Genomic DNA, 12360 nt, shown 5'->3' on the forward strand with positions numbered 1-12360 from the left:
GGCGTGGATGGCCGGGCTCCGGGTGACGGGCGGGCGCTCAGATCTTGGAGGCGTACTCGTCCGGTACGACGACGTCCTCTCCGCCGAACCACCGGGGGGCGTCGACGCCGCAGTACAGGCCGACGTTGCCCCAGGGTTCGAAGGCGCCGGTGCGCACGACGGCCTTGGCCTGCCGGGCCAGGCCGCCGAGCACCTCGGCGTGCGGGCGGGTGGTGAACTCGGCGCCGGCGAAGCGTTCCCGCAGCCACGCGTCGAGGCGGGGGTTGTGGGTGGGCACGTTCTCCGCGCGGACCACGCCCTCGACGACCAGTTCGTCGGCGATGAGGCCGAGCACGGTGCGCAGGTCGGGCAGGTTCTCGGCGACGGCGAGGTCGATGCGGTGGGCGTCGCGCGGTACGGGGAAGCCCGCGTCCACGACGAGCAGCAGGTCGGTGTGGCCGAGGGTGGCGAGGACTCCGCTCAGTTCGGCGTTGAGGATGCCGGAGCGCTTCATGGTGGTTACTGCCTTTCGGGTGGGGCCGTCGCAGGGCGGGCGCTGCGAGGAGGTGTTCGGATCGGGGCAGGTCCGGACGGTTCCGGGTCCGGACGGGCGGCCGGGGCTCACGCCGCGGCCGGTGCCGCTCCGGTGGCGAGGGTCATCACGGACTCCTCGGTGGCCTCGGCGGTGTCGACGACGGCCACCAGGCGGCCCTCGCTCATCACCGCGACGCGGTCGGTCAGGGTGAGCAGTTCGGGCAGGTCCGAGGAGGAGCAGAGGATCGCCAGGCCCTTGTCCGCGAGTGCGGACAGCTGCGCGTAGATCTCGGCCTTCGCCCCGATGTCCACGCCGCGGGTGGGCTCGTCGAGGATCAGCACCCCGGGGTCGATCGCCAGCCAGCGGCCCAGCACGGCCTTCTGCTGGTTGCCTCCGGACAGGCTGGTGATGGGCTGGCCGATGGTGGCCGTCTTCACCCTCAGCCGCCGTGCCTGCTCGGTGGCGGCGGAGTCGAAGGCCCGGCGCCGGACGATGCCGAACCGGCTGAAGGTCTTCGCGGTGAGGGCTCCGATGTTCTCGCCGACGCTCATGGTGGTGAGCAGGCCCTGGGCGCGGCGCTCACCGGGGACGAACGCCAGCCGGCGTTCGACGCTGGCGATCGGGTTGCGCCGGTCGTAGGGGCGGCCGAGCAGTTCCACCGTGCCGCCGGTGCCCGGGTCACCGCCGAAGAGGTTGTGCAGCAGTTCCACCCGGCCGGAGTCGGGCAGGCCGGCGACTCCGAGGATCTCACCGGGGCGCAGGTCGAAGGAGACGCCGTGGTGCCGGCGGCCGCTCAGGTCGCGCACCTTGAGGGCGGGTTCGACGGCAGGGTCCGGCCCGGTCCCCTGGTCCGCGCGGCGGGTGAAGCCGCCGAGCTCGCGCCCGACCATGGCCGCGACCGCCTCGTCGGGGTGCGTCTCCGAGCTGCGCCAGGACGCCACATGGGTGCCGTCGCGCAGCACCTGGATGTGGTCCGCCAGGTGGAAGACCTCGGGCATCCGGTGGGAGACGTAGAGCATGGTCGTCCCGGCCGCCTTGAGCTTGTCCATCAGGGCGAACAGCCGGTCGGCCTCGGCGGGGGTGAGCATCGCGGTCGGCTCGTCCAGGATCAGGACGCGGCAGCCCCGGGCGATGGAGCGGGCCACCACGATGAGCTGCTGGGTCGCCAGGTCCAGGGTCCGTACGGAGGCGTTCGGGTCCAGGTCGAGGTCGAGTTCCGCGAGCAGTTCGGTGGTGCGTTCCAGCATCCGCCGCCGGGAGGGGAACCAGCGGTGGCCGGGCTCGACTCCGCTGAGCACGTTCTCCGCCACGGTGCGGTCGGGCAGCAGCGACAGTTCCTGGGGGACGATCGCCACGCCGTGGCGGCTGAGCATCGTACTGGGTTCAAAGGAGGTCACCTCCTCGCCGAAGACGGTGACGGTGCCCTCGCTGGGCGGCTGCAGACCGGCCAGGATCTTCAGCAGGGTGGACTTTCCCGCGCCGTTCTCCCCCAGCAGCGCGGTGACCTCCCCGGCGGGGACGTCGAAGGAGACGTCGCGCAGGGCGCGGACCGGGCCGAAGTTGCGGGACAGGCCCTGGATGCGGACGGCCGGGCCGGCGGTGTCCGGGGCCGCCGTGCGGTCCGGTCCCGCCGCCGGGACGTCACGGGGTGCGGCGGTCATCAGTCCTCCACGGTCGCGTCGGCGAGGTTGTCGCGGGTGATGAACTGCGCCCCGGTGTCCACGCCGGTGATCTCGGTGCCCTCGGTGAGGAAGTCGTGCAGCACCTTGACCGCCTGGTAGCCCTGCTCGGTGGGGTTCTGGCTGATGGTGAAGTCCAGGACGCCGCGCTCGATGTACTCGGAGGTCTGGGTGAGCAGGTCGAAGCCGCCCATGGTGATGTCGTCCGCCTTGCCGGACTGGGCCACCCACTTGGCGGCGGCCGTGGTCGAGCAGCAGTCCAGGCCGGCGACGGCGACCACACCGGACTGGCCGGACATGCTGGACTCGACGGTGTTGTAGGCGCTGTTCGGCTCGTTGCCGACGTTGACGGGTCCGACGATCTTCAGGCCGCTGCCGTCCAGGCCCTCCTTGAAACCGCTGAAGCGGTCGTGCGACCAGCCGGCTCCGGTGTCGACGGAGAAGACCACGACGGACTTGCCCTGGACGTCGCCGTTCAGGTTCTTGCGGAGCTCCTCGGCCTGCGCCTTGCCGGAGCCCTTGAGGTCCTGGCCGACGAAGCCCATCTGCTCGGAGTCGGGGTTGTCGGTGTTGAAGGAGATGATCGGTATGCCGGCCTTGTAGGCCTGGCTGATGACCGGCTTGAGGGCGTCGCTGGAGGCGGAGGAGACGGCGAGTCCGTCCACGGCCTTCTGCTGGATGAGCGTCTGGATCTCGGAGACCTGCTTGGCGGCGTCACCGCCGGTCGGGCCGATGAGGGCGACGTCGGCGCCGAGTTCCACGCCGGCGCGCTTCATGCCCGCGCCGATCGGCGTGGCGAAGGCGAGGGACGGGTCGTGGTAGCTCAGCTTGATGCGCATCGGCTTGTCGTCGTCGATCCGCTGCTGGATGTACGACGCGAGCTCGAAGGATCCGTCGGCGGAGCCGCCGGAGTCGGCCGCGGTGACGGCGCCGCACGCGGTGAGGGACAGGGCCGCGGCGGCGGCCGTCGCGGCCGAGAGGCATCTGCGGAGGGTACGCGAGGACATCGGTGCTCCTTGGGTGTGCGAAGCGGGCGGTGCGGGTGGAGGGGTGCGGGCGGCGGCGGTCAGGCGCGGGACTTGCGCTTGCGCTGCCAGGTGTCCGCGGCGACGGCGGCGACGATGACCAGGCCGGTGACGACGGTCTGCCAGAAGGACGAGATGCCCTTGATGTTGAGGATGTTCTGGAGCAGTCCGATGAAGGCGACACCGATGACGGTGCCCCACATGGTGCCCGAGCCGCCGAAGAGGGCGGCGCCGCCGATGATGACGGCGGAGATGACGGTGAGTTCCAGTCCCTGACCGGTCACGCCCTGCACGTAGGAGAGGAAGGACAGACCGAGCACGCCGGCCAGACCGGCGGTGAATCCGGACAGGACGAAGGCGGTGAGCTTGACCCGCTTGACGTCGACGCCGACGAGCCGGGCCGCCTCCTGGTTGCCGCCGACCGCGTAGGTGTTGAAGCCGAAGCGGGAGCGGGCCAGCAGGATCACGCCGATGGCGGCGACGACGGCGAAGAAGACGAACTGCATCGGTACCAGGCCGAACAGCCGTCCCTGGCCGAGGAGGTTGAACTCCGCGACGCCGGGCTGGGAGGAGCTGAGGGAGATCGGGGCGCCGTCGGAGATGAGCAGGGCGACGCCGCGGAAGACGCTGAGCGTGCCCAGGGTGACGATGAAGGACGGCACGCCCAGCAGCACCACGGCCAGCCCGTTGAGGAGTCCGGCCACGACGCCCACGGCCAGGCCGGCCAGCATGGCCAGGGGCCAGCTCCAGCCGTCCGATATCAGCATTCCGGTGGAGATCGCGGACAGCGCGTAGATGGAGCCGACCGAGAGGTCGATCTCGCCGTTGAGGATGACGAAGGTCACCCCGACGGCCATGATGCCGATCTGCGCGATCTGCTGGCCCACCGAGAGCAGGTTGTCCGACTGGGCGAAGGTCGGCGAGAGCACGGTGCCCAGCAGGAACAGGGCGACGAGCGCGGCGAAGACGCCGGACTCCCGCGCGTGCAGCAGCCTGCGCAGGGCGAGCGGGAACTGCCGGGCGTTCCCGTCGGACGGCGGGGCGGTGGTGGGCGGCTTGGAGAGGGTCGAGGTCACGAGGCGGTTCCAATCAGGGCGTTCAGCTGGTCTCTGGTGGGGAGGGCGGGCACGACGCCCGCGATCGTCACGGTGTGGGAGCCCGCGACGGCGGCGAACCCGACGGCCCGCTCGACGGGTTGTCCCTCCGCCAGGGCGACGGCGAAGGCGGCGGTGAAGGAGTCGCCGGCGCCCGTGGTGTCGACGACGGCCGGGGCGGGGTGCGGGGGCACGGTGCGCAGGCCGGAGGACTGGGCGACCAGCGCGCCCTCGCCGCCCCGGGTGAGGACGACGACGCCTCCGGTGCGGTCGCGCAGCGCCCCGGCCAGTTCCTCGTCGCCGAGACCGTGTTCCGCGCCGAGGCCGAGGAGGACGGGCGCCTCGGTCTGATTGGGCGTCAGGACGTCGATGAGGGGCCAGCATTCGGCCGGCAGCGGCCGGGCGGGGGCCGGGTTGAGGAGGGTGCGGGTGCCCGTCTCGCGGCCGGTGCGCAGCGCCGCGACCACGGCCTCCTCGGGGATCTCCATGGAGACGACCAGGATGTCGGCGGAGGCGATCTCGGCGCGGAAGGACTCCACGGCCGCGGCGTCCAGTTCGTCGAGGGCGCCCGGGGCGATGGCGATGCGGTTCTCGCCGGACGGCTCCACCAGGATGAAGCCGACCATGGTGGGGGCCTGGGCGGTGACCACGTGCTCGGCGGCGACGCCCTCGCGCTCCCACAGCTCCCGCGCGGAGCGGCCGAACTCGTCGTCGCCCACGGCGGTGAGCAGCGAGACCGCGGCCCCGAGCCGGGCGGCGGCGATGGCCTGATTGCTGCCCTTGCCGCCGGCACCCGCGTCGAACAGACCGCCCGAGACCGTCTCCCCCGCGGCGGGCGCCTTGGGCACCCTCATGGTGAGACCGGCTCCATAGCTTCCAACAACCGCGATCTTCATCGGCACACCACTTTGTGTATGGACAACCATGAACAAGCGCGATCGTATGTATAGGGATGTCCATAGTCAACGGTCGAAAGACAGAAGGTTTCCAGCCATGGCGAGCGGGGTGACGTTCAGCCGCTCCGCCCGGGGCGGTTCAGCGGTCGCCGGGAACGCGCAGGGCGATCAGGGCGACGTCGTCGTCGTTGTCGACGGTCAGCTGGTCGGTGAGGAGGGTGTCGCAGAACGCCTGCAACGGCCGGGTGACGGCCCCGGCGGCGTGGCGGCGCAGGCGTTCCAGGCCGGCGGTGAGGTCCTCGTCGCGGCGTTCCACGAGGCCGTCGGTGTAGAACAGCAGGGTCGAGCCGGGCTCGAGAGGCTCGACGGCACTGTCGTACTCGGGCCGCGGGACGAGGCCGAGCATCGGGGAGTGGCCCGCGGTGAGGAAGCGCGCGGTGCCGTCCGCGTCGACCAGCAGGGGCGGCGGGTGGCCGGCGACGGAGTACTGGAGCAGGAAGCCGCCGGGGTCCCGGCGTTCGACGCGGGCCAGGACGCAGGTGGCGGTGCAGTCGGCGTAGAGGGTCTGCACGGCGACGTCCAGCCGGCGCAGGATCGTCCCGGTCGGTTCCTGGCGGTCCAGGGTGAGTCCGCGGAGCATGTTGCGCAGCTGGCCCATGGTGACGGCGGCGGGCAGGTCGTGGCCGGCGACGTCGCCGATGGTGAGGACGGTGGCGCCGTCGCGCAGCTCGAAGGCGTCGTACCAGTCACCGCCGACCTCGGCGGCCGCGGTGCTGGGCCGGTAGCGGACGGCGATGTCGAGGCCGGGCACGTCCGGCGGGTCGGTGAGCAGGCTGCGCTGGAGGGCCAGGGCCACCTGCCGGGTCCGCTGGTACTCCATGGCCTTGCTGAGGGGGGTGTGCACCCGTTCCAGGAGGGTGCGCAGCAGGCTGATCTCCTCCTGGCCGAGGGGTGGGCGGTCGCCGCTGGCCGAGGCGGTGACCAGGGCGGCCGTGACACCGTCGACGACGACGGGGAGCAGGACGACGCTGTTGGCGCCGGGGGGCAGCCACGGCGCGGTGCCGGGCGGGGAGAGGTCCGGCGGGGGCTCACCGGGCGGGAAGACGGCGTGCACGGGGCTGCGCCCGTCGGCGGCGCGGGCGAGCGGACTGCCGGGGTCGAGGTGCTCCTCCTGGTGCGGGGGCAGCTCCGGCAGCCCGGGGCCGCTGACGGCGGCGACCCGTTCCGCGGTGAGCGGGGTGCCCGGCGGGCGGTGCAGGGCGTGCGGCAGGAGGTGGATGGTGCAGTTGTCGGCGATGTCGGGCACGATCACGCCGGAGAGGGCGGCGAGCATGTCGTCCAGCCGGGCCATGCCGGCCGTGGCGGTGGTGGCCCGTGCCAGCAGTTCCTCGCGGCGGGTCTCGCGCCACTCCTGCTCGACGTCCGTGCAGGTGCCCACCCACTCGATCACCGTGTCGCCGTCCCGTACCGGCGCGGCGTGGACGGCGAAGTGCCGGTGGCCGCCCTTGGCCAGCCGCAGCCGGTAGGTGCGGCTCCAGAGCGGAACCTGCTCGGCGACGGCCCGCCGCCACGACGCGACGGCCGTGTCACGGTCGTCGGGGTGGATCGCGTCGGCCCAGCCGTCGCCCCGGAACTCCTCCCAGCTCTGCCCGGTCACCCGTTCCCAGCCGGGACTGGGCTCGCTCACCACGCCCTCGGGGTCCGTCACCCACACGATCTGCGATCCGGCGCTCACCAGGCTGCGGTAGCGCTGGAGCACGCGGCGGCGCTCCTCGGACAGCACGCGGATGCGTTCCGAGGCGGTCACCTGATCGGTGACCTCGACGAGCACGGCGAGCACCCCGTGCCGTCCGTCGCTCATCGTGGCGTGGGAGATGCTGAAGGTGAAGTACCGCGTGCCCTCGTACGGCGCGTCAGGGTAGTCCAGGTCGACGGGCACGCTGGTGAGCACCTCGGCCGTGCCCGTGGCGTAGACGCGGTCGTACATGTCGAAGTAGCCGGACTGGGCGAGGTCGGGGAAGGCGTCGCGGACGGTCCGGCCCAGCGGGCGGTCGCCGAAGGTGCGCCGGTAGACGGCGTTGGTGTAGGCGAGCCGGTGGTCCGGCCCCTGGGTGACCACGACGCCGATGGGGGCCGGGTCGAACATCTCGAGCCTCATGGTGCCTCCACCTGCCCGGACCCGGGAGCGAGCGGTGGGCAGCGTAAAGGCCCAGTACCCCGCCCCCGGGGTCCGACGCGCGTGCGCCGCGCACGCGGTGGGTCAGCGCGCGGTCCGCGTGTGGACGTACTCCACGAGACGGGTCAGGGCGTCCGCGTCGGTGTTCGGCATGACGCCGTGGCCGAGGTTGAAGATGTGGCCCTCCAGGCCCTGGGCCGAGTCCAGCACCTCCCGCGCCTTGGTCTCGACGGCTTCGCGGCCCGCGAAGAGGACGGTCGGGTCGAGGTTGCCCTGGAGCGCCTTGCCGGGGCCGACGCGGCGGGCGGCCTCGTCCATCGGGACGCGCCAGTCGACGCCGACGACGTCCGCGCCGGCCTCGCCCATGAGGCCGAGCAGTTCCCCGGTGCCGACCCCGAAGTGGATACGGGGCACGCCGTAGCCGGCCACCTCGCGGAACACCTTCGCGGAGGCGGACAGCACGGAGCGCCGGTAGTCGGCGGGGGCGAGCGCGCCGGCCCAGGAGTCGAAGAGCTGGACGGCCGAGGCGCCGGCCTCGATCTGCACCTTGAGGAACGCGGACGTGATGTCGGCGAGGCGGTCGAGCAGGTCGGCCCAGAGCTCCGGGTCGCCGTACATCATCGCCTTGGCGTTCTCGTACGTGCGGGACGGGCCGCCCTCGACGAGGTAGCTGGCGAGGGTGAAGGGGGCGCCGGCGAAACCGATCAGCGGGGTGGACCCGAGCTCACGGGTGAGCATGCCGATGGCCTCGGTGACGTAGGAGACGTCCTCGGGGGTGAGGTCGCGCAGCCGGGCCAGGTCGGCGCGGGTGCGGACCGGCTGCTCGACGACCGGGCCGATGCCGGGCTTGATGTCGAGGTCGATGCCGATGGCCTTGAGGGGCACGACGATGTCACTGAAGTAGATGGCGGCGTCGACGCGGTGGCGGCGCACCGGCTGCAGCGTGATCTCGGTGACCAGGTCGGGGCGCATGCAGGAGTCGAGCATGCCGATGCCCTCGCGCACCTTGCGGTACTCCGGCAGCGAGCGTCCGGCCTGCCGCATGAACCACACCGGCGTGTGCGGCACCTCCTCGCGGCGGCACGCCCTGAGGAAGGCTGAATCCCTGACCGCGTCGTTCTTGACGGGGTCGGGGGTCGGTGTCGGCGTCTGGCCCTTCGGGCTCGCGTTGGCACTCACACCGGCCAGTCTCGCACGAGCGGTCCGGCCGCCGGACCCGAGGTCGTCCGGTACGCGGTGCGCGCGGGGCGGGATCCGGACACCCCCGGGTGGCGCGGGTGTCCCTCCCTGCGCCGGGAGCCCGTTCCGCTTAACCTTCCCCGCATGGCTGCGGCTCAGGGACGACTGTCGGACGGCGCTGGCGGAATGGACGAACCGAAGGAGGCCGAGGGCGATCTCGGGAACGGAGGGGCGCCCCCGCTGCCCTTCCGGGCCGCTGTCGACGCGCTGCGGGGCACGCGGCTGCGGCCGCAGATCGAGATCGACCCCGCCCCCGCTCCCAAACGGCTCGCTCCGTACGCGTACGCGCTGGAGGCCGCGGTCGTCGACGGCGAGGAGGACCTGGCCGACGGGCGGCTGGTGCTGCTGCACGATCCGGCCGGGCACGACGCGTGGCGGGGCGCCTTCCGCCTGGTGACGCTGGTGCGCGCGGAGCTGGAGCCGGAGATGGCGGCGGACCCGCTGCTGCCGGAGGTGTGCTGGTCCTGGCTGACCGGCGCGCTGTCCGCGCGCGGGCTGGCGTACGGCGAGCCGAGCGGCACGGTGACGCGGGCCAGTTCCCACTACTTCGGCGGACTGGCGGAGCGGCCGTCCGCCTCGCAGATCGAGATCCGGGCCTCCTGGACACCGCGGGAGGGGCTGGGCGGGGTGCCGGACACGGGCACGCACCTGGTGGCGTGGTGCGATCTGCTGGCCCAGGTGGCGGGGCTGCCGCCGGCCGCCCCGGGGGACGCATCGGTCGTGACGCTGCCGCAGCGCCGGGGACCGCAGTCGCGCTGAGATTCCCGTTCGGGGCGCCACGCAATCATCGATGGCGATCTCTTTGTCGATACGGCCACATTCGGAAGCGTTGCGACGCAGACCGAAACCGTTCGATCTTCGAATGATCGACCGCGCGTCCGAATTGCCCGGATTGTTACTCACTACTTCGTGATCATTTCCTAAAGGACTCCAGGTTTGCTGCCGAAGACGACTGTGACCTTGAAAGCACGGTTCGTCCCCTCACCCCCCACGAGCCGGCCCCGTCCCGCCCCCCAGGAGGCCTGGTGTCCGTTCTCCTCGAGCAGCCCGCAAGCCTGGTCGCCTACCGCCCGAACAAGCCGACCGCCATGGTGGTCGTGGCCGACCCCCGCGTGCGTTCCACCGTCACCCGCCACCTGTGGGCGCTCGGTGTACGCGACGTCATCGAGGCCTCGTCCGTCGCGGAGGCTCGTCCCCGCATCGGCAACCCCCGCGACATCTGCGTCGCCGAAGTCCATCTGCCGGACGGCTCCGGCCTCACCCTCCTCTCCGAGACCCGCGCCGCCGGATGGCCCAACGGCCTCGCGCTGTCCGCCGCCGACGACATCGGCGCCGTGCGCAACGCGCTGGCCGGCGGAGTGAAGGGGTACGTCGTCACCGGCACCCGTACCAACCTCGGGCTCCCCACCCGGCCCGGGGCCGCCCCGATCGGCGCCGCCGCCGCCCGGCTGCACCGCCGCCCCCCGGGTGCCCCGAGCCACCCGGGCGGCTACCGCGAACTGTCCGGCCGCGAGGTCGAGGTGCTGCGCCTGGTGGCGGAGGGCCAGTCGAACAAGGCGATCGGCGTCTCCATGGGCCTGTCCGCGCTGACCGTCAAGAGCCACCTCGCCCGCATCGCCCGCAAGCTCGGCACGGGTGACCGGGCCGGAATGGTGGCGGTGGCCCTGCGCACGGGCATCATCCACTGACCCTCCGATCCCTCACCCGTTCCCTCACCGCCCCCCTCAGAGGCCCCGGACGGCGCCCGTCGACGCGACACCGTCGGCGGGCGTCTTCGCGCGCCGAGAGCCCCTCCCGCCGCCGAGGCCTGTTTTCGCTGGTCGGCGCGGACCTCGCCCGCAGAGGCAGATCAGGGGCCGGGTCGTACGGATACTCTTGACAGGTGACCGACGCCCACGACACCGCAGCAGACCGTTCACTGCGAACCACCGGAGGCGCCCCTCCGGACGACGGCGGATCTTCTGTGACGGAGGCGCCGATTCCCTTGCTCGAACCACGCGAGGGCATTCCTCCCGTGATCGCGGACGAGGCCGCCCTCGCCGAGGCGGTCGCTGCCTTCGCCGCGGGCCGCGGCCCCGTCGCCGTCGACGCCGAGCGCGCCTCCGGCTACCGCTACGGGCAGCGCGCCTACCTGGTCCAGCTGCGCCGCGAGGGCGCGGGCACCGCGCTGATCGACCCCGTCGCCTGTCCCGACCTGTCCGGGCTGGGCGAGGCGCTGTCCGGCGTCGAGTGGGTGCTGCACGCCGCCACCCAGGACCTGCCGTGCCTGCGCGAGATAGGCATGCGGCCGGGCCTCCTCTTCGACACCGAGCTGGCCGGACGCCTGGCCGGGTTCCCCCGGGTGGGGCTCGGCGCGATGGTGGAGAACGTGCTCGGCTTCGTCCTGGAGAAGGGCCACTCCGCCGTGGACTGGTCCACCCGCCCGCTGCCCGAGCCCTGGCTGCGCTACGCCGCCCTCGACGTCGAACTGCTGGTCGACCTGCGGGACGCGCTGGAGAAGGAGCTGGACCGGCAGGGCAAGCTCGACTGGGCCCGGCAGGAGTTCGACGCGATCGCCTCCGCGCCGCCGCCGGAGCCCCGCAAGGACCCCTGGAGGCGCACCTCCGGCATGCACAAGGTCCGCCGCCGCCGGCAGATGGCCGTCGTCCGGGAGCTGTGGGAGGCCCGCGACCGCATCGCCCGCCGCCGGGACGTCTCCCCGGGCAAGGTGCTCTCCGACGCGGCCATCGTGGAGGCCGCGCTGGCCATGCCGGCCAACTCCCACGCCCTGGGCGCGCTGAACGGGTTCGGGCAGCGTGTGGGGCGGCGCCAGCTGGAGCAGTGGCAGGCCGCCGTCGACCGGGCGAGGTCGCTCGGCGAGGACCGGCTGCCCCAGCCCGGCCAGCAGGTGACCGGTCCCCCGCCGCCGCGCGCGTGGGCGGACAAGGACCCGGCGGCCGCGGCGCGGCTGACGGCCGCACGGGCCGGGGTGAACGCGCTCGCCGAGCGGCTGGGGATGCCGGCGGAGAACCTGATCACGCCGGACACGGTGCGCAGGGTGTGCTGGGAGCCTCCGGCGGTGGTCGGGACGGAGTCCGTGGCGGCGGCGCTGGCCGCGCACGGGGCGCGGGCCTGGCAGGTCGAGCAGGTCACCCCCGTGCTGGTCGCCGCGCTGGCCGGCCAGGCGCCGTAGGCGGGCCGTCCGCGGGCGGGTGCGGGTCGTACGGGGCTTGTCGCGCAGTTCCCCGCGCCCCCCGGGGCACTCCCGTGCACGCCCCTCCCAGCTCGCCCGCATCGGGCCTGCGGCTGAAGCGGAACAGGGACGTCGAGATCACGCCAAGATCCTCGGAGGCCATGTCGGACTCCCCCGGCATGCCGCGCCACTGGAAGGCGGACGACGGTGACGCGCTCGCTGCCGGCGGCCGCGCCGGGCGAGCGGCCGACGGCAGTCGTGTACGACAACGACATCATGGCGGTGGCGGGGTTGTCGGTGGTCGCGGAGAGGGGTTGCGGGTGCCGGACGACGTGTCCCTGCCGGCGTGGGACGACTCGCAGTCGTGCGGGGCTACGCACCCGGACCCCCTTGCGGCCCTGAACGGGCCTCGCCCTCGGACGCCGGACGGGCTGACCTCCGGCCGGAACAGGGAGGGCCGGACGTGTGATGTTCGCCGCTCCACGCGGCGGGGGTGGGCAGTCACGTTACCCGCAAGTAGCATGGGCCGTAAGCAAGCGCTCAGCATCCCGTACCTGGAGGAGAG

General features: G+C 72.8%; 10 protein-coding genes and 1 pseudogene. 4 read left to right on the plus strand and 7 right to left on the minus strand.

Annotated features, from left to right (window positions below; genetic code table 11):
- Positions 1-37: 37 nt before the first annotated feature.
- From rbsD to hemE, 7 genes are all read right to left on the minus strand, one after another.
- Positions 38-493: a D-ribose pyranase gene (rbsD, locus tag IE172_RS15875; RefSeq protein ID WP_190097877.1), complete on the minus strand. Its 456-nt coding sequence runs from the start codon at positions 491-493 to the stop codon at positions 38-40.
- A 107-nt stretch (positions 494-600) separates the two neighbouring features.
- Complete coding sequence (locus IE172_RS15880) at positions 601-2175, minus strand: sugar ABC transporter ATP-binding protein (RefSeq protein WP_229886094.1); 1575 nt, start codon at positions 2173-2175, stop codon at positions 601-603.
- Positions 2175-3200 carry a sugar ABC transporter substrate-binding protein gene (locus IE172_RS15885; RefSeq protein WP_190097878.1) on the minus strand — a complete coding sequence of 342 codons (1026 nt, stop codon included), beginning with the start codon at positions 3198-3200 and terminating at the stop codon, positions 2175-2177. The genes IE172_RS15880 and IE172_RS15885 overlap by 1 nt, the downstream gene beginning before the upstream one ends.
- Positions 3201-3259: 59 nt before the next feature.
- Entirely contained in the window at positions 3260-4294 is a 1035-nt protein-coding gene (locus tag IE172_RS15890) for an ABC transporter permease (RefSeq protein ID WP_190097879.1), read from the minus strand.
- Positions 4291-5238, minus strand: a complete 948-nt coding sequence (locus tag IE172_RS15895) for a ribokinase (RefSeq protein WP_306432792.1) — start codon at positions 5236-5238, stop codon at positions 4291-4293. The genes IE172_RS15890 and IE172_RS15895 overlap by 4 nt, the downstream gene beginning before the upstream one ends.
- Positions 5239-5347: 109 nt before the next feature.
- Positions 5348-7366 carry a SpoIIE family protein phosphatase gene (locus IE172_RS15900; RefSeq protein WP_190097880.1) on the minus strand — a complete coding sequence of 673 codons (2019 nt, stop codon included), beginning with the start codon at positions 7364-7366 and terminating at the stop codon, positions 5348-5350.
- A 102-nt stretch (positions 7367-7468) separates the two neighbouring features.
- On the minus strand, positions 7469-8563 hold the full coding sequence (gene hemE, locus IE172_RS15905; protein ID WP_190097881.1) for a uroporphyrinogen decarboxylase: 1095 nt from the start codon (positions 8561-8563) through the stop codon (positions 7469-7471).
- Positions 8564-8707: 144 nt separating this feature from the next.
- Here hemE and IE172_RS15910 point away from each other — a divergent pair, with 144 nt between their 5' ends.
- The 4 genes and pseudogenes from IE172_RS15910 to IE172_RS34550 form a co-directional block, all read left to right on the plus strand.
- Positions 8708-9382, plus strand: coding sequence for a DUF3000 domain-containing protein (locus IE172_RS15910; RefSeq protein WP_190097882.1), 675 nt, complete (start codon positions 8708-8710; stop codon positions 9380-9382).
- Positions 9383-9648: 266 nt separating this feature from the next.
- Complete coding sequence (locus IE172_RS15915) at positions 9649-10311, plus strand: helix-turn-helix transcriptional regulator (protein ID WP_004923664.1); 663 nt, start codon at positions 9649-9651, stop codon at positions 10309-10311.
- Between the two features lie 194 nt (positions 10312-10505).
- Positions 10506-11795: an HRDC domain-containing protein gene (locus IE172_RS15920; protein ID WP_190097883.1), complete on the plus strand. Its 1290-nt coding sequence runs from the start codon at positions 10506-10508 to the stop codon at positions 11793-11795.
- Positions 11796-12005: 210 nt separating this feature from the next.
- A pseudogene (locus IE172_RS34550) lies at positions 12006-12178 on the plus strand (substrate-binding domain-containing protein); the annotation flags it as partial.
- Between the last annotated feature and the right edge of the window lie 182 nt (positions 12179-12360).

The sequence above is a fragment of the Streptomyces griseoflavus genome, from assembly GCF_014649995.1.
Lineage (GTDB): Bacteria > Actinomycetota > Actinomycetes > Streptomycetales > Streptomycetaceae > Streptomyces > Streptomyces griseoflavus.

What these genes read in the sequence shown, in the direction of transcription:
- IE172_RS15900 (WP_190097880.1), bottom strand. Translation starts at nt 7,366, where the DNA reads ATGAGGCTCGAGATGTTCGACCCGGCCCCCATCGGCGTCGTGGTCACC.
- IE172_RS15885 (WP_190097878.1), bottom strand. Translation starts at nt 3,200, where the DNA reads ATGTCCTCGCGTACCCTCCGCAGATGCCTCTCGGCCGCGACGGCCGCC.
- IE172_RS15895 (WP_306432792.1), bottom strand. Translation starts at nt 5,238, where the DNA reads ATGGTTGTCCATACACAAAGTGGTGTGCCGATGAAGATCGCGGTTGTT.
- rbsD (WP_190097877.1), bottom strand. Translation starts at nt 493, where the DNA reads ATGAAGCGCTCCGGCATCCTCAACGCCGAACTGAGCGGAGTCCTCGCC.
- IE172_RS15880 (WP_229886094.1), bottom strand. Translation starts at nt 2,175, where the DNA reads ATGACCGCCGCACCCCGTGACGTCCCGGCGGCGGGACCGGACCGCACG.
- IE172_RS15910 (WP_190097882.1), top strand. Translation starts at nt 8,708, where the DNA reads ATGGCTGCGGCTCAGGGACGACTGTCGGACGGCGCTGGCGGAATGGAC.